This window comes from Oceaniradius stylonematis, from assembly GCF_003149475.2.
Classification (GTDB): Bacteria; Pseudomonadota; Alphaproteobacteria; order Rhizobiales; family Rhizobiaceae; genus Roseitalea; species Roseitalea stylonematis.
Genome location: NZ_QFWV02000007.1, coordinates 294,363 through 319,604 on the forward strand (window position 1 = coordinate 294,363; position 25,242 = coordinate 319,604).

The 25,242-nt window shown below is 64.9% G+C and carries 25 protein-coding genes; 11 read left to right on the forward strand and 14 right to left on the reverse strand.

The annotated features are described in order from the left end of the window. From DEM25_RS12475 to DEM25_RS12490, 4 genes are read left to right on the forward strand one after another with little or no spacing between them, the layout of a single operon-like run. A complete protein-coding gene (locus DEM25_RS12475) occupies positions 1–414 on the forward strand; it encodes a hypothetical protein (protein WP_109766063.1) in 414 nt (137 codons plus the stop codon). Between the two features lie 8 nt (positions 415–422). Beyond that, complete coding sequence (locus DEM25_RS12480; protein WP_109766064.1) at positions 423–821, forward strand: hypothetical protein; 399 nt, start codon at positions 423–425, stop codon at positions 819–821. Continuing rightward, on the forward strand, positions 818–1,210 hold the full coding sequence (locus tag DEM25_RS12485) for a hypothetical protein (protein ID WP_109766065.1): 393 nt from the start codon (positions 818–820) through the stop codon (positions 1,208–1,210). Before DEM25_RS12480 ends, DEM25_RS12485 begins: the two co-directional genes overlap by 4 nt. After that, entirely contained in the window at positions 1,207–1,680 is a 474-nt protein-coding gene (locus DEM25_RS12490; RefSeq protein WP_109766066.1) for a hypothetical protein, read from the forward strand. The genes DEM25_RS12485 and DEM25_RS12490 overlap by 4 nt, the downstream gene beginning before the upstream one ends. A 13-nt stretch (positions 1,681–1,693) precedes the next feature. Here DEM25_RS12490 and DEM25_RS12495 read toward each other — a convergent pair whose 3' ends face one another. Both DEM25_RS12495 and DEM25_RS12500 read right to left on the reverse strand, forming a co-directional pair. Then, complete coding sequence (locus DEM25_RS12495; protein ID WP_147393319.1) at positions 1,694–2,122, reverse strand: hypothetical protein; 429 nt, start codon at positions 2,120–2,122, stop codon at positions 1,694–1,696. Between the two features lie 67 nt (positions 2,123–2,189). Then, positions 2,190–2,666, reverse strand: coding sequence for an Lrp/AsnC family transcriptional regulator (locus tag DEM25_RS12500; protein WP_245412896.1), 477 nt, complete (start codon positions 2,664–2,666; stop codon positions 2,190–2,192). A gap of 120 nt (positions 2,667–2,786) precedes the next feature. Here DEM25_RS12500 and hppD point away from each other — a divergent pair, with 120 nt between their 5' ends. Then, the gene (gene hppD / locus DEM25_RS12505) at positions 2,787–3,911 is read left to right on the forward strand and encodes a 4-hydroxyphenylpyruvate dioxygenase (RefSeq protein ID WP_109766069.1); all 1,125 of its coding nucleotides are present in this window, start codon (positions 2,787–2,789) and stop codon (positions 3,909–3,911) included. A 9-nt stretch (positions 3,912–3,920) separates the two neighbouring features. Here hppD and DEM25_RS12510 read toward each other — a convergent pair whose 3' ends face one another. The 4 genes from DEM25_RS12510 to DEM25_RS12525 form a co-directional block, all read right to left on the reverse strand. Next, complete coding sequence (locus DEM25_RS12510; RefSeq protein ID WP_109766070.1) at positions 3,921–4,973, reverse strand: ABC transporter ATP-binding protein; 1,053 nt, start codon at positions 4,971–4,973, stop codon at positions 3,921–3,923. Between the two features lie 10 nt (positions 4,974–4,983). Then, positions 4,984–7,431 (reverse strand): MGH1-like glycoside hydrolase domain-containing protein, encoded by a 2,448-nt coding sequence (locus DEM25_RS12515; protein WP_120222732.1) that lies wholly within the window; start codon positions 7,429–7,431, stop codon positions 4,984–4,986. Beyond that, complete coding sequence (locus DEM25_RS12520; protein WP_109766073.1) at positions 7,431–8,759, reverse strand: carbohydrate ABC transporter permease; 1,329 nt, start codon at positions 8,757–8,759, stop codon at positions 7,431–7,433. Before DEM25_RS12520 ends, DEM25_RS12515 begins: the two co-directional genes overlap by 1 nt. A 57-nt stretch (positions 8,760–8,816) precedes the next feature. Continuing rightward, positions 8,817–10,160 (reverse strand): ABC transporter substrate-binding protein, encoded by a 1,344-nt coding sequence (locus DEM25_RS12525; RefSeq protein ID WP_109766187.1) that lies wholly within the window; start codon positions 10,158–10,160, stop codon positions 8,817–8,819. 317 nt (positions 10,161–10,477) lie between these two features. On the opposite strand from DEM25_RS12525, the gene ade reads away from it, so the two are divergent. After that, on the forward strand, positions 10,478–12,304 hold the full coding sequence (gene ade / locus DEM25_RS12530; RefSeq protein WP_428981885.1) for an adenine deaminase: 1,827 nt from the start codon (positions 10,478–10,480) through the stop codon (positions 12,302–12,304). A 3-nt stretch (positions 12,305–12,307) separates the two neighbouring features. On the opposite strand, the gene DEM25_RS12535 is transcribed toward ade, so the two are convergent. Next, on the reverse strand, positions 12,308–13,762 hold the full coding sequence (locus DEM25_RS12535; protein ID WP_109766189.1) for a TrkH family potassium uptake protein: 1,455 nt from the start codon (positions 13,760–13,762) through the stop codon (positions 12,308–12,310). A gap of 131 nt (positions 13,763–13,893) precedes the next feature. On the opposite strand from DEM25_RS12535, the gene ilvA reads away from it, so the two are divergent. Next, the gene (gene ilvA, locus DEM25_RS12540; protein WP_109766190.1) at positions 13,894–15,162 is read left to right on the forward strand and encodes a threonine ammonia-lyase IlvA; all 1,269 of its coding nucleotides are present in this window, start codon (positions 13,894–13,896) and stop codon (positions 15,160–15,162) included. A gap of 9 nt (positions 15,163–15,171) precedes the next feature. On the opposite strand, the gene DEM25_RS12545 is transcribed toward ilvA, so the two are convergent. Continuing rightward, positions 15,172–16,341: an AI-2E family transporter gene (locus DEM25_RS12545; RefSeq protein ID WP_109766074.1), complete on the reverse strand. Its 1,170-nt coding sequence runs from the start codon at positions 16,339–16,341 to the stop codon at positions 15,172–15,174. Positions 16,342–16,507: 166 nt separating this feature from the next. Here DEM25_RS12545 and DEM25_RS12550 point away from each other — a divergent pair, with 166 nt between their 5' ends. Next, complete coding sequence (locus tag DEM25_RS12550) at positions 16,508–17,713, forward strand: MFS transporter (protein WP_109766191.1); 1,206 nt, start codon at positions 16,508–16,510, stop codon at positions 17,711–17,713. On the opposite strand, the gene DEM25_RS12555 is transcribed toward DEM25_RS12550, so the two are convergent. After that, positions 17,700–18,725, reverse strand: a complete 1,026-nt coding sequence (locus DEM25_RS12555; protein ID WP_109766075.1) for an alpha/beta hydrolase — start codon at positions 18,723–18,725, stop codon at positions 17,700–17,702. The genes DEM25_RS12550 and DEM25_RS12555 overlap by 14 nt on opposite strands. A 145-nt stretch (positions 18,726–18,870) precedes the next feature. On the opposite strand from DEM25_RS12555, the gene DEM25_RS12560 reads away from it, so the two are divergent. Beyond that, positions 18,871–19,182, forward strand: coding sequence for an HlyU family transcriptional regulator (locus tag DEM25_RS12560; RefSeq protein WP_158585260.1), 312 nt, complete (start codon positions 18,871–18,873; stop codon positions 19,180–19,182). 72 nt (positions 19,183–19,254) lie between these two features. Continuing rightward, positions 19,255–20,517, forward strand: coding sequence for a 3-phosphoshikimate 1-carboxyvinyltransferase (gene aroA, locus DEM25_RS12565; protein ID WP_109766077.1), 1,263 nt, complete (start codon positions 19,255–19,257; stop codon positions 20,515–20,517). Positions 20,518–20,527: 10 nt separating this feature from the next. Here aroA and DEM25_RS12570 read toward each other — a convergent pair whose 3' ends face one another. Further along, positions 20,528–21,001 (reverse strand): Lrp/AsnC family transcriptional regulator, encoded by a 474-nt coding sequence (locus DEM25_RS12570; RefSeq protein ID WP_109766078.1) that lies wholly within the window; start codon positions 20,999–21,001, stop codon positions 20,528–20,530. Between the two features lie 138 nt (positions 21,002–21,139). On the opposite strand from DEM25_RS12570, the gene ald reads away from it, so the two are divergent. Further along, positions 21,140–22,258: an alanine dehydrogenase gene (ald, locus tag DEM25_RS12575; protein WP_109766192.1), complete on the forward strand. Its 1,119-nt coding sequence runs from the start codon at positions 21,140–21,142 to the stop codon at positions 22,256–22,258. Positions 22,259–22,356: 98 nt separating this feature from the next. On the opposite strand, the gene DEM25_RS12580 is transcribed toward ald, so the two are convergent. The 4 genes from DEM25_RS12580 to DEM25_RS12595 all read right to left on the reverse strand — a co-directional run bounded on the left by DEM25_RS12580 (position 22,357) and on the right by DEM25_RS12595 (position 25,241). Further along, a complete protein-coding gene (locus DEM25_RS12580) occupies positions 22,357–22,932 on the reverse strand; it encodes an OmpA family protein (RefSeq protein ID WP_109766079.1) in 576 nt (191 codons plus the stop codon). 76 nt (positions 22,933–23,008) lie between these two features. Further along, positions 23,009–23,620 (reverse strand): GNAT family N-acetyltransferase, encoded by a 612-nt coding sequence (locus DEM25_RS12585; RefSeq protein WP_109766193.1) that lies wholly within the window; start codon positions 23,618–23,620, stop codon positions 23,009–23,011. Positions 23,621–23,624: 4 nt separating this feature from the next. Further along, positions 23,625–24,482: a 3-mercaptopyruvate sulfurtransferase gene (gene sseA, locus DEM25_RS12590; protein WP_109766080.1), complete on the reverse strand. Its 858-nt coding sequence runs from the start codon at positions 24,480–24,482 to the stop codon at positions 23,625–23,627. 18 nt (positions 24,483–24,500) lie between these two features. Further along, positions 24,501–25,241 (reverse strand): alanyl-tRNA editing protein, encoded by a 741-nt coding sequence (locus DEM25_RS12595; RefSeq protein WP_109766081.1) that lies wholly within the window; start codon positions 25,239–25,241, stop codon positions 24,501–24,503. Between the last annotated feature and the right edge of the window lies 1 nt (position 25,242).

Here is a 25,242-nt window from a genome sequence, read left to right on the forward strand (position 1 = left end):
ATGAAGCGATCCTCGTCCGACATCAAGCGGCTGATCCGCGCCCAGGAGGCGATGGCCGCCATGGCGCGCGTCGAGCATGCCGCAACCGCCGGCGCCCTCGATGCCAAGTCGGGCGAGATCGCCTCGCTTGAGCGCTGGGCCGCCGAGCCCGACGCGCGTACGCTGCCGCTGCTCGACTTCTATGTCGAGCGGGCCCGGTCGCTGAATGCGGAAAAGGCCGCGCTGGCCAGACGCGAGCAAACGGCTCGCGAACGGCTGGCCGGAGAAACCGCACGCGTCAGGCCGCTCCAGCGCGCGGCCGCCAAGGCGCGCCGGGCCGAAGAGCGCTCGGCGTCCGAAAAGCAGTTGGGCGAGATGCTTGACCGGCAGTTTTCGGCAGCGAATCAAGTTTCCCGCAAGCCTCGCCGTCCATAGTCGACATCATGGATGTTGCTCCCCTGACACCAGCCGCCGCCACCGGCGATGCGGCCCGTCCCGATTCCGCCGCAGCGGCGGTAAGGCAGGCGGCTTCCGCCGGCGATGTGGCGTTCGCCAGGGCGGTCGATCAGGTCGCGGCGCAGGACGCGGCGTCAGGCGCCGAAACGGTTCGTGCGCAGCCGGCGGAAAAACCCGGCTGGAAGCAGCTTGAAACGCTGCTCGTCCAACAGATGCTGCAAAGCGTGATGACCTCCGAGGAGGGCGGCTTCTTCGGCGAGGGGCTTGGCAGCGACTATTACGCATCATTCATGGCCGAACAGTTCGGCGCCCGGATTGCCGAAGGCATCGATCTGGGCATCGCATCACAGCTTGAGGGGCATTATGGATCGGGAGATGGGACATGATCGCTGAACAGGCGGCGCCGGGCGGGGGCGCCGACACCGAGACGGTCCTGCGCATCGTTGCGCGGCTGACCGGGATCATCAGGGGCGAGTGCGCCGCGATCAGGGACAATCCCGCCGCCGACCTGTCGGGGTTCGTCGAGGCCAAGAACCGCTGTCTCTACGAATTGGAGCTTGCGGTTGGCGACGATCGCTCCATTCTCACTCACGCCCATGCCAAGACCGCGTTCGGCCAGTTGCGCGAGGCGGTTGCGCTCAACGAATCGCTGCTCCAGGCGCACATCGTTGCCGTGGGCGACGCGATCGGCGTCGTCGAGGAGCTGTCGGGCGCCATGCCGTCGGACGGAACCTATGGGAATCCGGCGCGCGCCAAACCGGCTGCCTATCTGTGATCGCCCGGTTCGCCGTCGTTGCGGTCGCAACCACCGCCTCGCTCGGCGGGCTCTATGGCGGCGCCACAATGGCGCCGGGCACCGATGGTGCCGTCAACGAAAAACACGCCGAACAGGCCTCGACAACGCTGCGCACCGACCTGATCGCCACGCCGCTGATCCTGCCCGGCCGGATCAACGGCTACATTATCGGCCGTTACGTGATCTCCTATGACGGTGCCATCGTCGACGAACGGCAGCTTCCGCTGACAACGGTGGTCACCCACGCGGCCAACATCTTCTTCTACCGCAACGCTGCCGAGACTTTCTGGGTCGGCGGTCCGATGGGGGTGGACGAACTGGCGGACGGGCTGAAAGTGGCGATCAACGAAACGGCCGGTGCGCCGCTGGTCAGCGCGCTTTCGGTGCGGCAGCTCGACTATCTGCAATCGCCGGAAATCCGGCAGCCGGTGATTTCCTTCGACAATTGATCGGATCGGATCGTCAGGACGCGCCGGGAACGGCACGCACGGTCTGGAAATATTCAGACTTGACGATCGTGTAGGCGTCCGGCGCCTGGTCGAGTTGCGCGGCGCAAAGGGCAGGAACGTCTTCGCCGACAGCCACGACCGACAATTTGCGCAGCATGGAGTCGGCGACGCTGGTGACCGCCATCTGGAAATCTTCATCCGAATAGCCGTTCGGCAGGTCCACCGATGCGGTTACCACGCAATAGCCGACCCGTGCACGGTCTTGATAGATGGGAACCGAGACCGGCGGCAGTTCGACGGTTCGCGTCAGGGCGATGACCGGCGCCGGCGTGCCGCTGTCACCGAACAGATTGTCCCAGAAAGCGCCGAGATAGGCGCCGCCCACTGCGAGAAGGGCAACGGCAATCCCGGTTCCGATCGTGCTGACGGCCTGCATCGCCACTCCGCATCCTTTGACGGTGCGACCATGGCGTACCAGCCTTGCGCGGGGCGGGTGGCGGGAGCGCGCCTCACTCCGCCGCGAGCGGCAGTGCCGACGTGTCCTTCACCGTGTTGAGCACGATCGCGGTCTTGACGTTCTGCACCGCCTCGTGGGCGAGCAGCGTGCGGTTTATGAAGTCGGACAGCGCGTGCAGGTCTTCGGTGACGACCTTGATCGAATAGTCCATCTCGCCGGTCAGCGCGTGCGCTTCCAAAATGTTGGGCGAGGCCCGGACCAGCCGCGCGAAGCGCTCCGCATTGCCCTCGGTATGTGTCGCAAGCGTCACCGATATGATCGAGACCAGCGCAAAGCCCGCGCGCTCCCGGTCGATGACGGCATGATATCCAGAGATCAGGCCGGTCTCCTCGAGCCGTGCGCGGCGCCGCGAGCATTGCGACGGCGACAGCCCGATCTGGTCCGCCAGTTCGTTGTTGGTCAGCCTTCCGTTTTGCTGCAATGCCGCGAGAATTGTGCGGTCTTGGCGATCGAGTGCTGGATCGTTCACGCAATTCCTCCAATTCATGCAAACATCGTGCGTATTCTTATGCCTGGACGCGAAGTTTGCAAGCATCTTGCATCCCGATTGCGGTAGACTGGAGCAAAACAACCATTTGGGAGAAGTGTCATGGGTCCGTTTCCGCACGACGCGCAGACAGCCGAGATCACCGAAAAGAATCCTGCCGGCACGGACGGCTTCGAGTTTGTCGAGTTCGCCCACCCGGAGCCGGCCGAGCTGGAGCGGCTTTTTGCCAGGATGGGCTATCAGCCCGTGGCCCGTCACCGATCCAAGGCGATCACCGTCTGGCGCCAGGGCGACGTCAACTACATCGTCAACGCCGAACCCGGCAGCCACGCCATGCGCTTTGTCGGCGAGCATGGTCCGTGCGCGCCGTCCATGGCCTGGCGCGTGGTCGATGCCGAGCACGCATTCGCGCACGCCGTCAATCTGGGCGCCGAACCCTATAACGGCGCCGACAAGGCGCTCGATGTTCCGGCAATCGTCGGCATCGGCGGCTCGCTGATCTATTTCATCGACCGCTATGGCGACAAGGGTTCGGCCTATGATGCCGAGTTCGAGTGGATCGGCAAGCATGACCCCGCGCCCGAGGGGTTCGGCTTCTATTATCTCGACCACCTGACCCACAATGTCTATCGCGGCAACATGGACAAGTGGTGGGCCTTCTACCGCGACCTGTTCGGCTTCACGCAGATCCACTTCTTCGACATCGAGGGCAAGCTGACGGGGCTTGTCAGCCGCGCGATCACGTCGCCTTGCGGCAAGATCCGCATCCCGCTGAATGAAGGCACGGACGACAAGAGCCAGATCGAGAGCTATCTGCGCAAGTACAAGGGCGAGGGCATCCAGCACATCGCCGTCGGCACCGATGCAATTTACGATGCGACCGACCGGCTGGCCGACAACGGCCTTGAATTCATGCCCGGCCCGCCGGAGACCTATTATGCGATGTCGCAGACCCGCGTGAACGGCCATGACGAGCCGGTCGAGCGGATGAAGAAGCACGGCATCCTGATCGACGGCGAGGGCGTGTTCGACGACGCCAATGGTGACAGGATGACCAAGATCCTCTTGCAGATCTTCTCGAAGACGGTGATCGGTCCGATCTTCTTCGAGTTCATCCAGCGCAAGGGCGACGAGGGCTTCGGCGAGGGCAATTTCCGCGCCTTGTTCGAGTCGATCGAAGCCGAGCAGATCGCGACCGGCGAACTGGCTGTGGAAGCGGCCGAGTAGCGCCCAGGGTCAAACCGCCAGCTCGTTCTCGTCAAAAAAGTGCAGGTGGGCCGGATCGAACGCCAGGCCCACCGTCTTGCCGCGCAGATCGTTGTTGGCGCCGGTGGTGCGCACGACGATCTGCCCGAGTGCGCCGCAATCGACATAGAGGAACGTGTCGGCCCCCAGATATTCGGTCACTTCGACCCGGCCCGTCACGGTGCCTTCGGCGGCCCCGACGACCTGGATGTGCTCTGGCCGCACGCCCATCTTGACCGCGCTTCTGCCCGCCTCGCGCTCGAACGGTCCGGTGCCGTGGCCGTCGAGATGGTACAGATTGCCGTCGGTCTCGCAGTCGAAAACGTTCATCTTGGGCGACCCGATGAATTGGGCGACAAACAGATTGTCCGGCTTCTCGTAGAGGTCGCGAGGCGTGCCCACCTGCTTGATGACGCCGAAATCGAGGACGACGATCTTGTCGGCCAGCGTCATCGCCTCGACCTGGTCGTGCGTGACGTAGATCATCGTCGTGCCGAGCGTCTCGTGCAGCTTGGCGATCTCGAACCGCATCTCGACACGCAGCGCCGCATCGAGGTTCGACAGCGGTTCGTCGAACAGGAAGCCGACCGGCTCGCGCGTGATCGCCCGGCCGATGGCGACGCGCTGGCGCTGGCCGCCCGACAGCGCCTTGGGCTTGCGGTCCAGATAGTCTTCGAGCTTGAGGATGCGGGCCGCCTCTGCAACCTTTTGCCGGATTTCGGCACGCGGGGCGCCTGCCGTCTTCAGGCCGAACCCCATGTTTTCGCCGACCGACATGTGCGGATAGAGCGCATAGGACTGGAACACCATCGACAGCTTGCGCTCGGACGGCAGCCGGGAGGTCACGTCTTCGCCATTGATGAAGACCTGTCCGTGCGACGCCTCCTCAAGGCCTGAAATCAGCCGCAGAAGCGTGGACTTTCCGCATCCGGACGGGCCGACGAAGATGACGAACTCGCCGTCGCCGATCTCAAGGTCCACGCCTTTGATGACCTGCAGTTCGCCGAACCACTTTTCCACCTTGTGCAGCGTGATCGAACCCATGGTGCGTCTCCTATGCCGCCGCGGCCGCGCCGAATTCGTGCTCGAGCGCCAAGTGGATCGCCGCGGTCCAGGTGAACTCGGGCCCGCCCAGCCCTTCGCCCGTCAGCGGGTCGAAATATTCAAAAAAGCCCGACTGCGCGACGAGCTTCCGGCAATCGTGCCGCAGCCGCATCGCCAGATCCTGATGGCCGTTCATGTCCAGACCGGTGGCAATCATCCAGTTCATCATGTTCCAGACGGGCCCGCGCCAGTAGCGGCGGGATTCAAAACTGTCATGGCGCGGATCCCAGCTGGGAAAGGCGAACTGGCAGATGTCGAAAATGGCGCGCGCCTGATCGGCCATCTCATCGCGCTGCTCTCTTGTGCCCGCGCCGGCATACCAGGCCAGCATGGATGCATTGGTGATGGCGGTCGACTTGTACCCGCCATTGCGCAGATCGACCGCCACAAAGCCGCGCGCCTCATCGCTCCACATGGCCTGAGCGCCGTCGAAATCGCGGGCGATCCACTCCCGGATCATCTTCATCGCCCGGCCATGCTCGAACCGTTCGGCCAGCTTGAGCAGATCGCGGTCCGCCCGCATCAGGACGAACTGCACGCACGGATCGGCCATCAGGAACGGGCCGTCGCGCGTGATCTTCTCGTGGTCCCAGCCGCACTCGCGGCCGAATTTGACGATCGTCAGATAGCGGTCATAGGTGATCTTGGTCGGCCGTTCGGACGGATCGACCCAGTCGGTGTCGCGGCGGTGATATTCGCCCAGATCGTCCGGCACCGTGATCCGGTTCATGCCGATGTCCCAGTCCGGGCAGTTGTCGCGGCCTGATTCCCACGGATGGACGATGCCGACCAGCCCCGTGCCGTCGGGATCGCGATAGCGGTGCCACCAGTCATGCCAGGCCAAAAGCCGCTCGAACAGGTCGTGGGCGAGCTTGTCGTCGTCGCGGTCGCCGGTCTCCACGAGCCAGCGCATGACGGTTGCCGCGACCGGCGGCTGAGAGTGGCCCGATGTCTGCGGCACCGTGTCGGACTGCCACACATCGGGGCCGGGAAAATAGCACGGATCATGGTTGCGGAAAATGATGTGCGGCACCATCCCGTCGTCCCATTGCCCCTCAAACAGCGTCTCGATCTCGCGCCACGCCCGGTTCCGGTCGAAGGCGGCAAAGCCGAGCGCCGCGAACGCCGAATCCCAGTTCCACTGATAGGGATAGAGCCCCTTGGTCGGCACGGTGTAGCCGCCCCGGTCGTTGGCGTGGAGGATCGCGATGGCGTGTTCGGAAAGCGNCAGCACCAGCACCGGCACGGTCGCGATCACCGCGCCGGCCATCAGATGCTGGCGCGGCACCTCCGAGGAATCGAGTGAGTAGACGCCGCGCGCCAGCGTGAACAGGTCGATATTGTCGAGGAACATGAAGGCGAACAGGAACTCGTTCCAGGCGATCATGAAGACGTAGAGCGCCACCGAGGCGAGCGCCGGCAGCGACAGCGGCAGGGTGATCTTGCCGATGACGCCGGCGCGCGTCAGCCCGTCCATCAGACCCGCTTCCTCGAGCTCGGACGGAATGCCGCGGAAATAGCCCTGCAGCATGTAGAGCGCGACGGGGATGGTCGTCGCCGGATAGACGATCAGAAGTCCGGTCAGCGTGTTGCGCAACCCAAGCTGCGAGAAGACGGCGTAAAGCGGAATCACCAGCACGATCGCCGGCACCATGTAGATCATCAGGATCGAGCGGGAGAGGAACTCCTGGCCCGGAAAGCGCAGCCGGGCCACCGCATAAGCGCCGGGCACGGCAAAGGCGAGCGTGATGATCACAGTGCCGACCGCGACAATGGCTGTATTCAACAGGAAGGTGCCGAAATTGTAGATGGTGAACAGTTCGATGTAGGAGCGGAACAGCCCGGCAAAGCCTTGGCCCAGGTCAATCGAGAAATCGAGCGGGTTGGCAATCAGTTGCGCCTGGTTCTTCAGGCTCGTCATCACCATCACGTAAAAGGGCAGGGCCACCAGCACCGTGAAGAAGACCAGCCCCAGCCCCTTGGCGAGCCGGATCACGATCACCTCGAACTGGTAGCGGGTCAGCCGTCCGGACGGTTGCCCGTGCACGCTGGAATGAACGCCCAGCCAGGTCAGGCCGACAAAGGCGGCGAACGCGACCAGTTGCGCGATCGGCGCCGTGCCGAGCGGCAGGCCGAGCGGAGCACCGAAGGTGAAAAGGACCAGCACGATCCCGACCGTGGCGATCGCGGCGATCGTCAGCCCCGGCGTGCGTGCATCGGTCCGGAACGCCATGATCAGCGCGCCGCACGCGGCACCCGCCAGCATCGCCGCGCCGACCGGTGGCGCCGTGATCGCTCCGGAGACCAGCATGAAGGTGACCGCGATCACGATCATCCAGACAAGGCCCCAGATGGCGCCCGCCACGAGTCCCGTCAGCGTGCCGAACCCCGGTGCCATCAGCCCTCGTCCTGCGGCGAATATTTGAAGATGATCAGCGAGAAGCACAAAAGGACGAGGAAGACGACCACCGCCACCGCAGCGCCGGCGCCCAGGTTCGAGACCGCAAAGGCCTGCTCATAGACATTGACCGTCATGGTGCGAGTGCCGGCCGCGCCGCCGGTCAGAAGGAAGATGTCGTCGAAATTGTTGAACGTCCAGATGAAACGCAAAAGGAACAGGATGGCCAGAATGCCGACGAGCTGCGGCAGCGAGATGTACCAGAACTGCTGCAGCGGCGTCGCGCCGTCCATCTCGGCTGCTTCGTACATGTCGGACGAAATCGACTGCATCCGCGCCAGGATGAACAGGAAGGCGAGCGGAAAGCTGCGCCACGCTTCGATGCCGATCACCGCCGATAGCGCCACGGGGAAGTTGATCGTCAGGCCGAAGAAATCGAGCGGCACCGCCCGCTGGCCGAGGAAGTTGATCGGCGTTTCCAGCACGCCCATCTGCCGCAATATGGCGTTCAGCGTGCCGGAGAACGGATCGAGCAGCAGCACCCAGGTGAAGGCGACGGCGATCACCGGCGCCACATAGGGGAACAGGAACAGGCCGCGCAGCACGGTGCGCCCCCGGAAGGCGGTGTTGAGCATCTGCGCGGCAAACAGGCCCAGCACCAAAGCGCCGAGCGTGGCGAAGATCGTGTAGTAGATCGTCACGCGCAGCACGTGCCAGAACTCGGCCGCCGAAAACACCTTGGTGAAATTCTCGAACGTGAACTCGAGGCTGGTCAGCACATTGTCCGATGTGGCGCGGCTGGCCGCTTCGCTGTCGCGCGGCCGGACAGGATTGTCCAAGTAGGCTTGCGTCGCCGTCACCTCGATGCGGATCCGGTCGCGAAAGCGCGGTTCCACCTCGCCGAGTGCACAGTCCAAAAGCCGGCCGTCCAGCGTGCATCGCGGATCGAGATCGCCGGTTGGCGCGAGCCCCTCGGGGATCGTGTCGGAAAAGCCGGCATCGCGCAGCGGCGCATCCTGCGACGAGTTGCGGACGCGATATTCCAGCGTCGCCACATCGCCCGCCGCCTCGAGATCGCCGCGCAGGCGCTCATTGACGAACAGGCTTGCGGGCCGCAGATCGCCCAGCCCGACCGGTTTGAAGGATATCCAGAAATTGGCGAGCAGCGGCATGAGCACGACCGCCATCACGATGCCGAAAGTCGGCAGCAGCATCGAATAGGCCAGGTTCCGCTCGCGGCGTGCTAGCGGTCCGAGCGTTTTGGGCGGCGCTGCCGCTGACGATGGCGCTGCGGTCGTCACCTGATCGGCGTGGTTGGTGGTTGCCATGGCTGGGCTGCCGGCGAACGGCCGGGCGGATTCTGGTCCGCCCGGCTTTGAACGCGCTTAGTCGATGGCGCCGAGCTCTTCGTTCATCTGCGCGACGGCGGCCGCGCCGTCGAGCTCGCCGTCGATGTACTGGCGCACGATGCGGTTGATGATTTGGCTGTTGATCATCTTGGACGCGAGCGACAATTGCCCCTCGGTGACGCCCCAGCGCGCCGCGGTTTCAAGTCCGCCGGTGATCCGCGCCACCGTTTCGGCCGGATAGACGTCCGACAGCGGCGCCTTGCGGTCGACGCCGACCGGCAACTGCGCCCAGCCGTCAACGAACTTGTTGGGTTCCTCCGCCGTGCCGGTGCGCACCGGAAACTTGCCCTCGGGCGCGATCGACAGCGTGTCGAGATAGCCTTCGTCCATCGAGAACTTGACGAACTCGGCGGCGACATCGGTGTTTGCGTCGGCCGTCACGCCGAAATAGCGTACGTCGGCCCATGCCGCGCCGTCCGGATTGGACGGGCCGGAGAAGGTCGTCACCACATCGGTTTTGGACGCCAACTCGGCCGAGGTCGGATCGTCGTTGATCGTCGGCGGCGCCGAATCGCGCAGGCCGGCGAGCTCGTCCAGAATGAAGGGCGACCAGATGATCATCGCCGCATTGCCGGAAAAATAGAGTTCGCGCGACTGCTGCCAGAACAGTTCGCCCGGCGGGGAGGCTTCGGCCAGCGCCTTGTAGAAGTCGAGCACTTCCAGCGTCGCCGCCTCATCGAGCGGTGCGAAACCGTCCGCGCCGACCGGCGAGACGCCGTTGGCCAGGAACACATGCTCGAGCACCTGGCTCATGAAGTTCTCGTCCACCTTTGTGGCCGCAACGAAGCCGTACATGTCCGGCGGATTGTGCAGCGCGTCGATGGCCGCCGTGATGTCGGCGTAGGAGTCCGGCGCTTCCAGACCGGCTTCGTCGAACAAATCCTTGCGGTAGACGATCATCTGCGTCCAGCCGTCCACCGGCACGGCGGCGGTGGACCCGTCGAACTGCGCCATCGCAACGGCGCCGGCCTGGAACGTGTCGGCGCCCAGTTCCTGGACGATCTCGTCATTGGTCTCGACGTCCAGAATGCCCGCTTCGGCCCAGGGCAGGACATATTGCAGCGTGTGATAGATCACGTCCGGCAAATCGTTGGCGGCGAAGGCCGCCGTGGCACGGGTGCCCAGCTCGGATTCCGACACCGGAATGACTTCCACCTCATGGCCGGTCTGTTCGGCAAAGGTCGCCGCCATCTGTTCCTGGATCGCCAGCCGTTCGGGCTGCTCCTCGGTCGTCCAGAAGCGGATCGTATCGGCACTCGCCATCGCGGTCATCGAGACCGTGACGAGAAGGGCTCCGGTCAGTGTCGTCAGGTTTCTCATTCGCTTACCTCCCAGTGCGAAAGGCCCGTTCGTCAGCGCAGCAAAAGGCTCTGCCGCGTCTTCGTCGGGGCTGGACAGCTCAAATCGTGGATGCGGGAGAAACATGTGCGGCTCGACCGAACGGCCCGGCAAGGCAGGCAACGGCGCTGCAGCATATTGTCATCCTCCCAGATAGCCATTTTGTATACTTAAAGCGCTTTGGAAATCAAGGTTCGATAGCCCCGATGACCCCGGATCGGGTGGTGAATACCGGTCGTGATCCTTGCCACGTAGCGCTTTGCAGGCGCCCCGAGGCGTGACACAGTGGGCGTGAACCGATGACGAAGAGGCCGCCGATGAATGCCGAAATCCGCGACACGCTCAAGCCCTGGCAGGACAGCCAGCGCGATCTTGTCAATGTCGCCATGGGCCGCAAGCCGGCCGATCTGGTCGTGCGCGACGGGCGCTGGGTGAATGTCCATTCCGGCGAGATCATCGACGGCACGGATCTGGCCGTCATCGACGGGCGTTTTGCCTATTGCGGGCCCGATGCAGGCCATTGCATCGGTGAGGACACGGTCGTGGTCGACGCGGGCGGACGTTATCTGGTGCCTGGCCTGTGCGACGCGCACATGCACATCGAGAGCGGCATGCTGACCGTGACCGAATTCGTCCGCGCCGTGGTCCCGCATGGCACCACGTCCATGTTCGTCGATCCGCACGAGATCGCCAACGTCCTCGGGCTCGACGGCGTGCGCATGATGCATGACGAGGCGCTGGACATGCCGGTCAATGTCTTCGTGCAGATGCCGTCCTGCGTGCCGTCGGCGCCGGGGCTCGAACATGCCGGCGCGTCGCTCGGCCCGCAGGAGATCGCCGAGGCCATGGCATGGCCGAACATCATCGGCCTTGGCGAGGTGATGAACTTTCCCGGCGTCGCCGCCAACGACCAGACCATGGTCGGCGCGATCGCCGCCACCGTCGGCGCGGGCAAGACAGTCGGCGGGCATTACGCTTCGCCCGATCTCGGCATCCCGTTCCACGGCTATGTTGCCGGCGGGCCCGAAGACGATCATGAGGGCACCCGCGCCGAAGACGCCATCGCCCGTGTGCGTCAGGGCATGAAGGCGATGCTGCGGCTTGGCTCGGCCTGGTACGATGTCGCCGAACAGATCAAGGCGGTGACCGAACACGGGATCGATCCGCGCAACGTCATCCTTTGTACCGACGACTGCCATTCGGGCACGCTGGTGCATGAAGGGCACATGGACCGGGTCGTACGCCATGCGATTGCGCAGGGTCTGAACCCTGTCACCGCGATCCAGATGGCGACGCTGAACACGGCGCAGCACTTCCGGCTGGAGCGCGAACTGGGCTCGATCACGCCGGGCCGACGCGCCGATTTCCTGATCGTTTCGAACCTCGCAGACCTGGCGATCGACGAAGTCTGGGCGCGCGGCGTGAAGATGGCTGTGGACGGCAAGCTGGCCGGCGAGATCGCGCCCTACGACTATCCGGCGGCGGCCAGGAACACGGTCCGCCTCGGCAAGGGCCTTTCCGCCGACGACTTTGTCGTCGAGGCGCCCGTCAATGAAGGCGCCGTCGATGTCCGCGTCATCGGGGTCATCGAGAACCAGGCGCCGACGCGGGCGCTCGAAGCCACCCTTCACGTGAAAGGTGGCGTGGTGCAGATGGACCTGCAGAACGATGTCTGCCAGATCGCGCTGGTCGAGCGCCACAGGGGCACCGGCGCGGTCACCAACGCCTTCGTCTCCGGCTTCGGCTATGCGGGCGACTGCGCCATGGCGTCGACCGTCGCCCATGACAGCCATCACATGATCGTCGTCGGCACCAATCATGACGACATGGCGAAAGCCGCCAATGTTCTCGGCGAAGTGGGCGGCGGCGTGGTCATGGTCTCGAAAGGCGAGGTTCTGGCGCTGGTCGAGCTTCCGATCGCCGGCCTGATGAGCGACGAACGCGCCGAGACCGTCGCCGCCAAGGCCGAAAGGCTCGGCGAGGCGATGCGGCAGATGGGCTGCACGCTCAACAACGCCTACATGCAGCATTCCCTGCTGGCGCTCGTGGTTATCCCCGAACTGCGCATCTCCGATGTCGGGCTGGTGGACGTGCGCACGTTCGAAAAGGTGGATGTGTTTGTGTGAGGGTCAATCCCGCCAGAACGCCGGGGACAGCAGCACCAGGACCGTGAACAGTTCCAGCCGGCCCAGCAGCATGCCGAAGGCGAGGATCCATTTGGCGCTGTCTTCGAGCGGGCCGAACGTGCCCGTCGGGCCGATCACGTCGCCCAAGCCGGGGCCGACATTGGAAAGCGCCGTCAGGGCGCCCGAAAAGGCGGTGACCAGATCCGCGCCCGTCATTGCCACCAGCACCGTGCCGATGCCGGCCAGCATGAAGAAGGTGCCGAAATACATCATCGTCACATATTGCGTCTGGTCCGGGATCGAGACCGAGCCCGAGCGCACCGTGCGGATGGCGTGCGGATAGATGAAGGTCTCCAGCGACCGCTTGATGATGCCGAACAGGACGATCCAGCGTGTCGCCTTGATGCCGCCCGTCGTCGAGCCCGCGCAGCCGCCCAGGACGGTCGCCATGAGGATCAACGCCACCGTGAAGGTGTTCCATTCCATGTAATTGTCGACCGCATAGCCCGTCGTCGTGACGATGGAGACGACGGTGAAGACCGCCTTGGTGAACCCCTCCCGGAACTCGATCGTGTCGGAGATGTCGAGCTGCATCGACAACAGGATCGCCAGGAAGAGCGTATAGCCGAGAAAGACCAGCACCTGATTGTCGCGGAACGCATCGAACCGCGCCCGCAATGCCAGAAGGATCAGTGCGGTGAAGGGCAGGGCGGCGATGATCATGAAGACGATCGCGACCCAATGGGTCCATGGGTTGGTGAAAAAGGCGAACGACCTGTCGTGGGTCGAAAAGCCGCCCGACGCCATGGTCGTCATGGCATGGTTGATCGCGTCGAACCCGCTCATGCCGGACCATGCATAGAGCGAAGCGCACAGCAGCGTCAGCGCCGCATAGATGCCCACCACCGAATAGGCATAGGTGGAAAAACGGGCAAACGGCCGGTCGTAGCGGTCGGACGATTCGATCTTGAAGAAGCTGGCGCCGCCGATTTTCAGGAACGGCAGGATGAACAGGCCCAGGACGATCACGCCCAGACCGCCGATCCATTGCAGCATGGACCGCCACAGCAGAATGCCCGGCGGCATCGTGTCGAGGCCGGTCAGGACGGTCGACCCCGACGCCGTGGCGCCGGAGACCGCCTCGAAAAAGGCGTCGGCGATGCTGATGTCGATGGTGGCGAACATGAAGGGCACGGCGGCGGCCGCCGAAAAGGTCAGCCACAACAGGTTGACGACCAGGAATGTGAAGCGCGTCGAGACGACCGGCGGGCTGGAGCGCGTGGCCACGGCGACGAGCGCGGCGATGCCGCCGATCATTGCTGCCGAGGATGCGAAGACCTTCCAGTCCTCATTGTCGTAATAGAGGTCGACCAGGCCGGGGATCAGCATCATGGTCGCCAGATAAAAGGCGAAAATCGCACTCACATGCACCGCGCTGCGCAGCATGTTGGCATTCATTGGGCCGTTTGCTCCCCGGTCCGGTTCCCGCCATGCGCCCCTGCCATTGGCAAAGCGCGTCTGGCGCGTATACACGGTGCGTCGCGCCAATGCCAAAGACTTTCGGCGGCGCACAAAGGGGACAAGGCGCCATGCAGATCGACGACCCGGCCCATTTCGAAAGCGGCGTGCGTGCCGCGCGCGATGCCATGCGCGCATTGTTTCCGCCGACGCCGCTGCAGGAAAACGCCTTCCTGTCGGAGCGCTACGGTGCCCGCATCCTGCTCAAGCGAGAGGACCTGTCGCCGGTACGCTCCTACAAGATCCGGGGTGCGTTCAACTTCCTGCGCAAGCACATGGGCGCCGATGCGCCGTCACGTTTCGTCTGCGCTTCTGCCGGCAACCACGCCCAGGGATTTGCCTATGTCTGCCGCCATTTCGGCCGCCGGGGCACCGTCTTCATGCCGGTCACCACGCCGCAGCAGAAGATCGACAAGACCCGCGCCTTCGGCGGCGATTTCGTCGAGATCGAACTGGTCGGCGACATTTTCGATGTCTGCAACCAGGCCGCGCTCGACTATGCCGATGCCAATGACGCGATCATGGTGCCGCCCTTCGATCATCCCGACATCATCGAGGGGCAGGCGACGGTGGCGCTGGAGATCGTCGAGCAATTGCCGGCAGGCGCGACACTCGACCGCCTTCATGTCGCCGTCGGCGGCGGCGGGCTGGCGAGCGGCATGACGCTGCTGTTCCAAGCCCTGGATGTGGCGCCGAAGATGATGCTGATCGAACCGAAGGGCGCGCCGAGCCTGAAGACGTCCCTCGCGAAGGGCGAACGCGTCCGTCTCCCGCGGATCGACAGTTTCGTCGACGGCGCCGCGGTGGCCGAGATCGGCGCGCATACGCTTGACGTGCTCAAGCGCTACCGGCCGGACGATGTGACGCTCATCGACGAGGACCGGCTGTGCGCGACGATTATACAGATGCTCAATGTCGAGGGCGTGGTTCTCGAGCCGGCCGGCGCGCTTTCCATCGACGCATTGCAGGACGTGCCCGCGCGAGACCTGCGCGGCAAGACGGTGGTCTGCGTGGCATCGGGCGGCAATTTCGACTTCGAGCGGCTGCCGGATGTCAAGGAACGGGCGCTTCGTCACGCGGGGCTGAAGAAATACTTCATCCTGCGCCTGCCGCAGCGGCCGGGCGCGCTGCGTGACTTTCTCGATCTGCTGGGACCCGACGACGATATCAGCCGGTTCGAGTACCTGAAGAAGTCCGCGCGCAATTTCGGCTCGATCCTGATCGGCATCGAGACGCGCGACGCCGTCAATTTCATCGGCCTGATGGCGCGCATGACCGATGCGGGCTTTGTCTGGCAGGACATCACCGACAACGAGTTGGTCGCCGGCGTCCTGGTCTGACCGGGCAGCCTATTCCGCCGCGTCCCGGTCGGGCAGGATCAGATTGTCGCCGGGCGCGCCGGGCTTTCCTTGCACCTCGTCGCGGATCGGCCTGTCGTGGCGCTTGGGCGGAATGCGCCCGTTGCGCGACAACAGCACCGCGACCGGCCGCGTGCCGTCGAACTCCGACAGGATGATGACGAGGATCGCCATGATCGGCACCGACAGGAGCGCGCCCGCAATGCCCCAGAGCGACGCCCAGCTGGCCAGCGACATGAGGATGACGAACGGGCTGAGATTGAGCGAACGGCCCATCAGCGAGGGTTCGAGCACGCTGCCGACGAAGATCTGGCACGCGGTCAGGGCGAGAAAGATGCCCAGAACCGTGCCCCAGTCGCCGAACTGGACGATGGCGATGGCCACCGGCAACAGGACACCGAGAAACGAGCCGACATAGGGCACATAGTTCATCAGCGCGATCAGCACGCCCCAAAAGGCGGCGAAATCGAGCGCCATGAAGGCCATGATGAGGTAGCACATCAATCCAAGGATGAGATTGATCAGCGTCTTCGTCGCCAGATAGTCGCCGATGCGGGCATTGATCACCGAAACGATCTCGACGACGCGGCGCGAATCGTCAGGATTGTCCGTCATCCGCATCGACTTGCGCTCGAAAGCCTGCCGCTCGGCCAGCGCAAAGCCGGTATAGACGAACACCACCATCATCGTGCCGACGAGCACGCCGACCGACGTAACGGTCGAGCCGATCAGCGATTGCAGCGATACCCCGCCCAGAATGTCGCGTCGCAGCGTGTCCCAGGTCGGCTCGGTCTCGAAGCCGAACTCCTCGCCGAAGCTGCGCCACAGTCCCTGGATGATGCCGAGCAGGCGCTCCTGATAGATCGGCGCCAGCGCCAGAAGCTGGTTGATGTTGGAGATGATCAGCCAGACGAATGCGCCGACGATCAGCAGGATGACCAGGATGGAAATCGCAAAGCGAAGCGGCGAGGGGATCAGCGGCCCGATCGCCGGAATACGTTTCATGTATTGGGCGAGTGCCGTGACGATATAGGCCAGAATGATGCTGGCGATGACCGGGATGATGATGTTCTGGCCGATATACAAGATCCAGCCGATCATCAGCGCGAGCGCGAGCCCGAAGACGAAGTTGCGGAACCGGTCGTGGCGTTCTGAGATCATGGATGCTCCTGCACGATCATCTTTCCAGATCGCCGCCTCTTTGTGCAAGTGCACAATCGTATCGCCCGCGCGGCCGCCGCGCGGGCGAACAGGTGGATGCCGCCCTGCGCTTGCCAAGCGCCGGCCAGACCCATAAGGGCGGTGGCTCGCGGTGGGAGGAATGAAGATGGCCGGACTGGCGGCACTGTGTCTTGCCTATGTTTTTTCTCAGTTCTACCGCAGCTTTCTGGCGGTGCTCACACCGGCATTGGGTGCCGATCTTGGCATGACCAAGGCGGACCTGTCGCTGGCGTCGGGCGTCTGGTTCGCGGCGTTCGCGCTGATGCAGTTCGCCGTCGGCGTCGCTCTCGACCGGTTCGGTCCGCGCCGCACCACGGCGCTCTTCATGCTGGTCGCGGCGGCGGGCGTGGCGCTGTTTGCTGTCGCATGGACGCCGACGGCCATCGTCGCGGCCATGGCGCTGATCGGCATCGGCTGCGCGCCGGTCCTGATGGCGTCCTATGTGATCATCGCGCGCGGCTACGATGCGGCGCGATTCGCGCTGATGGCCTCGGTCTTCATCGGTCTTGGCAATCTGGGCAACATCATCGGCGCCGCGCCGATGGCCACAGCCGCCGAGGCGTACGGCTGGCGCCCGGTGGTCGGCCTTCTCGGCGCCGCCACCGTGCTGGTCGCGCTGGCGATCCTTCTTCTGGTGCGTGATCCCGAGCGGATCGACGATCCCGACGGTCCGCCCGGCTTTGCCGGCTTTCTCGCCGTGCTGCGCATCCGTGCACTGTGGTTCATCATCCCGCTGACGCTCGTCTACTACGCCACCGCCGGCGGCATTCGCGGCCTGTGGACCGGTCCGTTTCTCGCCGAAGTCTATGACGCCGACACGATCCTGATCGGTCAGGTCACGCTTGCGATGGCTCTTGCGATGGCGATGGGCAGCTTTGTCTACGGCCCGCTCGACAACTGGCTGAACACGCGCAAATGGGTGCTGTCGGCGGGCGTGATCCTGGCCATCGGCGCCTGCATTTTTCTCGCCGCCGCGCCGCAGAGCGGGCTTGCCGCCGTCACCGCCGCACTGGTGCTGATCGGCGCGGCGTGCGTCGGCTACGGCGTGATGACCGCCCATGCCAAGAGCTTCATCCCGCCGGCGCTGATCGGCCGCGGCGTGACGCTGATGAACTTCTTCTCGATCGGCGGCGTGGCGCTGATGCAGTTCCTGACCGGCACGATCGTCACGGTCACCGCCGATCCTGCGGCGCCCGAGACAGCCTATCAGTGGCTGTTCGGCTTCTACGCGCTCACGCTGGCGCTGGCGCTTGCCGTCTACCTCTTCTCGCGTGATGCCAGGCCGCGCCCGGATGCGGTCACAGCGCGCTGACCCAGCGCGCGATCGTGTCGGCCATCATCTGGTTGTTGGAGGGCGAAAGCGCGTCGCCGGCGATGACGTGGTTGTAAGGGTCGTCCGATTCCGCAACGGCGACGATCTCGGCAGGTCCGCCCCACCGGTCCGCGATCTGGCGCGTCACCGTGTGATCGACCACCCGATCATCGTCCGAGAAGACGAACAGCGCCGGAATGTCGGTGTTCTGGTAGAATTGCGCATTGGCATGGGCCACCGATGCTGCCATCGGCAGCAGCGCGACGGACGGGTAGCGCTCGGTCCAGAACTTGGCATGCAGTTCGTTCTCGGGCTCGAAACTGCGCTCCGCACCGGCGACCAGCGGCACCAGCTGGCGCGCGAACGGCGCGGTCAGGATCTGGCTTCCGCTCGCCTGCACCTTGAAGTTGGGTGATACGAAGACGATGCCGGCGATCCGGTCCTTGAGGTCCGGATGAAGCGCCGCGATGGCCGCGAGCGTTCCGCCGGTCGACGTTCCGATCAGCACCACCCGTTCGCCCAGACGCTCGCCGATCGCAATCGCTTCGGCCACATCGTCGAGCCAGTCCTGAACGGTCGGTTCGGCCATCGCCTCGTCCGAGCGCCCGTGTCCGACGAGCCGCGTGTAGAACAGATTTGCGCCGAGAGCCTCGGCGGCCATGTCCGGCGCGGGCCGGATTTCGCCGGGCGACGCGGAAAAGCCGTGAATGTAAACGAGCGCCACCGGAGTCTTGGCCTTCGATGCGGGAAATGCCCAGATGAGCTGCATCTCGGCGCCCTCGACAATGTCGTCGAACTGGGCTTCATGCGCGGCCATATAGGCGTCGATGTCCTCGCCGATCGTCGCCGGATCGAAACGCAGCGCCGTATCGACCGGTTCGCGCGGGCCGAACACCCAAAGACCGGCCAGAACGATGATCAGGGCGATGATGATGTAAAGCACGGTCTTGATCCGGGAGCGCTTCCTGGGCGGCCTGTCGGCGCGCGGCGCCGGCTGCGGCGTGTCTGTCATGGCGATGCGGCTCCCTTGTACCGGTTTTCGGCTCCGATGTGGTAGCGCCGCGTCCGGCGCTTGGCAATCGCGCCCGGACGGGCGCGGCCCCCGCGTTGACAGCGGCGCTCCGAAACCCGATCTTCGCGCGCAAAGGGAGTGTGAAATGGCGGGTTTGTTCAAGCGCCTGTTCGGCGGCGGCGAAGCGACGGACGATCCGGCGGGCAGGGCGCCCGACGAAGAATACAAGGGCGTCGAGGTCCGTGCCGCGCCGGTCAAGGAAAGCGATGGCCAGTGGCGTATTGCCGGCACGCTGACCCGGACCGCCGACGGCACCACGATCACGCGCCGCTTCCTGCGCGCCGATCTTCTGGCCTCGCGCGATCTGGCGGTGTCATCGACGCTGGCCAAGGCACGGCTGATCATCGACCAGAACGGAGACGATCTGTGGAAGGGCGACACGGGCCGCCCCGCCTGACCGCCGCTTGACGGCACGGGCGCGGGTCCTCAAAAGGACGCCACCCATTCGCTGTGCCATCCGGTTCCGTCCATGCCCGACCATCTCGCCGCCGAACGCCTGACCGTTCACCCCGTGAACGCGCCGCTTGTCGGCCGCGCGGCGGTCCCGGGCTCGAAGTCGATCACCAACCGCGTGCTTCCGCTCGCCGCGCTCGCCAAGGGTGTCAGCACGATCACCGGCGCGCTCAAGAGCGACGATACGCACCATATGGCCACGGCCTTGCGCGCCATGGGCGTGACGGTTGAAGAACCGGATTTAACCTCTTTTCGCGTAACGGGAAATGGCCGCTTGACTGCGCCGCCTCAACCGCTGTTTCTGGGCAATGCCGGCACGGCGACACGGTTTCTGACCGCGCTTGCCGCGTCGGTCGACGGCACGGTCGTCATCGATGGCGATCAGCACATGCGCAAGCGGCCGATCGCCCCGTTGGTCGACGCGCTGCGGTCGATCGGTATCGACGCCGAAGCGTCGACCGGCTGTCCGCCCGTGACGGTGCGCGGACGGGGGATGCTGCCCGGCGGGCGGATCGCTATCGATGGCGGCCTCTCCAGCCAGTATGTCTCGGCGCTTTTGATGGCCGCGCCGCTGGCCGATGCGCCCGTCGACATCGTTCTGACCGGCGATGAGATCGGCGCGCGCGGCTATATCGACCTGACGCTTGCGGCGATGGCTGCCTTCGGCGCCAGCGCGGAACAGATCTCCGAAGGCCATTGGCGCGTCTCACCGACTGGCTATGCGCCAGGCGACCATCATGTCGAACCCGACGCCTCGGCCGCGACCTATCTGTGGGCTGCCGAAGCCTTGACCGGCGGTGCCATCGACATCGGTACGGCGCCGGGTGCCTTCACCCAGCCTGACGCCAAGGCACATGCCGTCATCGCCCGCTTTCCGAACATGCCGGCGGAAATCGACGGATCGCAGATGCAGGACGCGGTGCCGACGCTGGCCGTCCTCGCCGCCTACAATGAAACGCCCGTGCGCTTTGTCGGCATCGGGAATTTGCGCGTGAAGGAGTGCGACCGCACCGCAGCGCTCGCCCAGGGCCTCAATCGTATCAGGTCCGGTCTGGCAACGGAGGAGGGCGACGATCTGATCGTCCATGCCGATCCGTCGCTGCGCGGGGCAACGGTGGCCGCCGGGATCGACAGTTTCGCCGACCATCGCATCGCCATGAGCTTCGCGCTGGCGGGTCTTGTCACCCAAGGGATCACCATCCTCGACCCCGGCTGCGTGGCGAAGACGTTTCCCGCCTATTGGGATGTGCTGGAAGGGCTTGGCGTAACGCTGAGCTAGGGCACCGCAGCTACGCCAGCGCCGGATCGATTCCGACATTGGGCCGGTCGATCACATCGCGCAGCGCGAACGAAGAGTTGATCTTCACCACATGGGGCAGGTTGGACAGCCAGTCCCGGTGGATGCGCTCATAGTCCGCCAGATCCTTGGCGGCGATGCGCAGCATATAGTCGTATTCGCCGCTCATCAGATAGCAGACCAGGACGTTCGGGCAGCGTTTGACCGCATCCTCGAACTCGCGCAGCGTCGTCTGGAACTGGCCCGACAGCGAGATGTGCACGACCGCCGTCATCTGGTGGCCAATCGCCTTGTTGGACAGGCGCGCGTGATAGCCGCGGATTGTGCCGGATTTCTCCAGCGCATCCAACCGCCGCGAACAGGCAGACGGCGACAGGCCCACCTTGTCGGCCAATGCCGCATTGGGCATCCGGCCATCCTGCTGGAGTTCGGTCAGAATCGCACGATCGATCGCATCGAGAGCCATGATTGCAAAAATATCCATTCGAACATCGGTTCGTTTGGATATTATTGCGCGAGCGTTCGCACGTCCAGCACTCTTTGCACGGACATTGCGCAACGTTTCTGCGATGCTTGCATTAACACGAAAATGGGAGGTTTCGCGATGCGTGTCGGCTGCCCGAAGGAAATCAAGAACCACGAATACCGCGTCGGACTGACGCCCGGCTCCGTGCGCGAATACATCGCCCACGGCCATGAGGTGATCGTCGAGACCGGCGCAGGCCTTGGCATCGGCGCCGATGACGGCGCCTATCGGGCGGTCGGCGCCAAGATCGCCGACACCGCCGCCGAAGTGTTCGAAAAGGCCGACATGATCGTCAAGGTCAAGGAGCCGCAGCCGTCGGAGTGGACGCAGCTGCGGGAAGGCCAGATTCTCTACACCTATCTGCATCTGGCGCCCGATCCGGATCAGACCAGGGGCCTGGTGGAAAGCGGCTGCACGGCGATTGCCTACGAGACCGTCACCGACGATCATGGCGGCCTGCCGCTGCTTGCGCCCATGTCCGAGGTCGCCGGCCGTCTGGCGATCCAGGCGTCGGCCACCGCGCTGCAGAAAGCCAATGGCGGCCGCGGCGTCCTGCTCGGCGGCGTGCCCGGCGTCAAGCCGGGCCATGTCACCGTCATCGGCGGCGGCGTCGTCGGCATCAACGCGGCGCGCATGGCGGTCGGCCTTGGCGCCAAGGTCACCATGCTCGACCGGTCGCTGCCGCGCCTGCGCGAACTCGACAACATCTTCCAGGGCCGCGTCGAAACCCGTTACTCGACCGTCGAGGCGCTCGAGGAGAGCGTGTTCGAGGCCGATGCGGTCGTCGGCGCCGTGCTGATACCCGGCGCTGCAGCGCCCAAGCTTGTCACCCGCGAAATGCTCGGCGGCATGAAAAAGGGCGCTGTCCTGTGCGATGTTGCCATCGACCAGGGCGGCTGCTTCGAGACGTCCAAGGCCACCACCCATGCCGAGCCCACATACGAGGTGGACGGCATCATCCATTATTGTGTCGCCAACATGCCCGGTGCCGTGCCGGTCACCTCCGCGCACGCGCTCAACAACGCGACGCTGCGGCAGGGTCTGGCGCTCGCCGACCATGGCCTTGAGGCGCTGACCGACGACCCGCATTTGCGCAACGGGCTCAACGTCCATCGCGGCCGCATCACCAACGGCCCGGTCGCCGAGGCGCTGGGCTACGATCTGGCGGCGCCGGAAAGCGCGCTCAAGGTCGCTTGAGGACAAGCATGATCATCTGCGCCGCGGTTCCTCCCGCCGCGGTGTGAGAAAGGGGCCGGTCACGCCATGCGTGCCGGCCCCGTTTCTTCCGGTTGTTGTCAGTAGCCGATGACGAGATCGGTGACGCGGCGCAGCGTCACGCGCCGGTTGCGCCAGTCGGCGCGCTGGGTCGGCACCAGAAGGTCTTCCTCGCCGTAACCGATCGTCTCAATCGCATTGTTTGGAATGCCGGACCGGGCCAGTTCATCGGCGACCGAGCGCGCCCGCGCCCGCGACAGGCGCAGATTGGCCTCGTTCGAGCCGACCGCATCGGTATGCCCTTCGATCAGGAACAGCTCGCGTCCGCGGCGGCGCAGAAGCTGGCGCATCGCGCTGGCGATCTCGTCGATCTTCCAGATCTCGCGTGGCGGAATGCGGGCCGAACCGAACGCGAAATTGATCGACTGGACATCGACCGACGGCGCGATCCGGCGCAAATCACGCCGGCGGGTGAGTTCGCGCACAGATACGCGTGCGTCCGGCGCGATCACCATGGATGGATCGGCGCCCAGCCGTTCGAGCAGTTCGGCGGCCGTCGGCGTCGATTGTGCCAGCGCCCGGGGCGGGGCGGCGAATGTGGCGGCGCCGCCGGCGAGGATGCCAAGGACGGCGCGGCGATCGAGAATGCGGGTCATGATCGTTCCCTTCACGAAAGACTGTGTCGGGAGCGAATTTCGACCATTGTGGCTGAATTGCCGATGAACGCGCCGTTCAGCCACCGGGCGCGCTAATGCCGTGCTGGGCGGCGAGGGCGGCACGCTCATTGGCCGACATCGGGCGCACGCGTCCCTCCGAGCGCCGGTACGGCCGGAAACCCATCTTCTGGTAGAGCGGCAGCGCGGCAGGATGATCGAGCGTGCACGTGTTGACGGTGACGCTGTCGGGACCGGCCGACCAGGCCGCCTCGACAGCCTGGCCGAGGAACCAACGGCCCAGGCCCAACCCGTGCACATGCGGCATCATGCCGAAATAGGCCAGATCGCTGAGCGTGGCCGTCTTGCGGTTGATCTCGAAGAAGCCGGCCGGCGCGCCGTCCACATGCAGCACGGTGATCTCGCATGTGTCGGCATGGACGGCCTTGCGCAGGTCCTTGTCGTTCATCCGCAGCCGCGCTTCCCAGTTCCAGTGAATGCCGACCTGGAAATAGAGATAGCGATAGAAATGCAGGGGCGGCCTGGGCACCGCGAGCAGCGCCGCATGCACATTGGCGGGTTTTGCCGGGTAGACGGCGGGCGGGCCGTCCATGCGCAGATAGGTGATCGTCGTCTCGAGCGCCTGGTCAGCGTTGCGCAGCGCCGTGCGGCCGGGAGAAAGCCAGCTCATGGGGTCACCCATCCGCCGGGCCGGTGACGACCGGCGTGTCGGGCCTGCCGCCCCATTCGCTCCACGAGCCATCATACAGCCGGTGGTTCTCGGCGCCGACCGAGGCCAGCGCCAGATTGATCACCGCCGCGGTCACGCCCGAGCCGCAACTGGTGACGACCGGCTTTCCCGGATCGATCCCCGCCTCGGCAAGCGCGGCGCGCAACCCGTCCAGGTCCTTGAAATAGCCATTCTCGGACAGTGCGCCGAAAGGCAGGTTGCGGGCGCCGGGCATGTGGCCAGACCGCATGCCGGCGCGCGGTTCGGGCTCCTCACCGGTGAAGCGTCCGGCACCGCGCGCATCGGCGATCTGCGCCGAACCATCGGCGACGATGGCCTGCATCGCATCGAGGGAGACGAGCTGGCCGGGGTCGAAATGCGGCACAAAGGCGGTGCCCGCAATCTTGGTCGGTCTGTCAGTGACCGGCCGGCCATCGGTCTTCCAGTTGTCGAACCCGCCGTCGAGCACGAACACCTTGTCCGCCCCCATGACACGGAACATCCACCAGACGCGCGGCGCGGTGAACATGCCCGGACCGTCATAGACGACGATCGTGTCGGTCCGGCCAATGCCCATCGCGCTGGCATGGCGCTCGAACTCGGTCGGCGAGGGCAGTGTGTGCGGTAGCGCGCTGTCAGGATCGACCACCGCGTCCTGATCGAAGAAGATAGCGCCGGGAATGTGGGCCGCATCATACTCGGCGCGCGCGTCGCGGTTCTGCGCGGGCAGATACCAGGAGGCATCGACCACCGACAGGCCCGGATCGTGCAGATGGGTTTCCAGCCAGTCGGGCGAGACGATGAAGGGGCTCTTTTCGGCCATCAGGCTCCTCGGCGGCGGTCAGGCTTGCGGCGGTGCGCCGAACCTTATCCGGAAGCGCCGGTTCTCGCGACCCTTCTTCTCGATCTTGCCGATATGGATCGACCCGATTTCGCCGGTCGTCTTCACATGGGTGCCGCCGCATGGCTGGCTGTCGATGCTTGCATCGTCGCCGATGCACACCAGCCGGATGCGGCCGGTGCCCGTTGGCGGACGCACATTCTTCGATTTGACAAGGCCCGGATTGGCATCGAGCGCCGCCTCATCGATCCATTGCGCATAGACCGGATGATCGGCTTCGACCATCGTCATGAGGACAGCGGTCACGTCCGCCTTGTCGATCGTTTCGGCCATGTCGAAATCGACGCGGCTTTCGGTTTCGCCGACCGCGGCGCCGGTGATCGGAAACGGGCAGGCGACCGTCAGCAGATGGCAGGCCGTGTGCATGCGCATGAGATTGTACCGGCGCTCCCAGTCGATGGCCAGCGCCACGGTTTCGCCCGTCTCGGGCAGGGCCGAACCTTCAGCCGGCACATGGACGATCTCGTCCTTGGTCTCGCCGGTCACGGTGGTTGCGATCGTGATGGTGCTGCCGTCGGCCCGGCTGAGCGTTCCGCTGTCGCCCGGCTGCCCGCCCGATGTGGCGTAGAAGATCGTCCGGTCGAGCACGATCCCGCCGCGATCGTTGACGTCCAGAACCGTCGCTTCGGCCCCGGTCAGATAGGCATCGTCGCGGAACAGCGCTTCGGTCACCGATGGCACG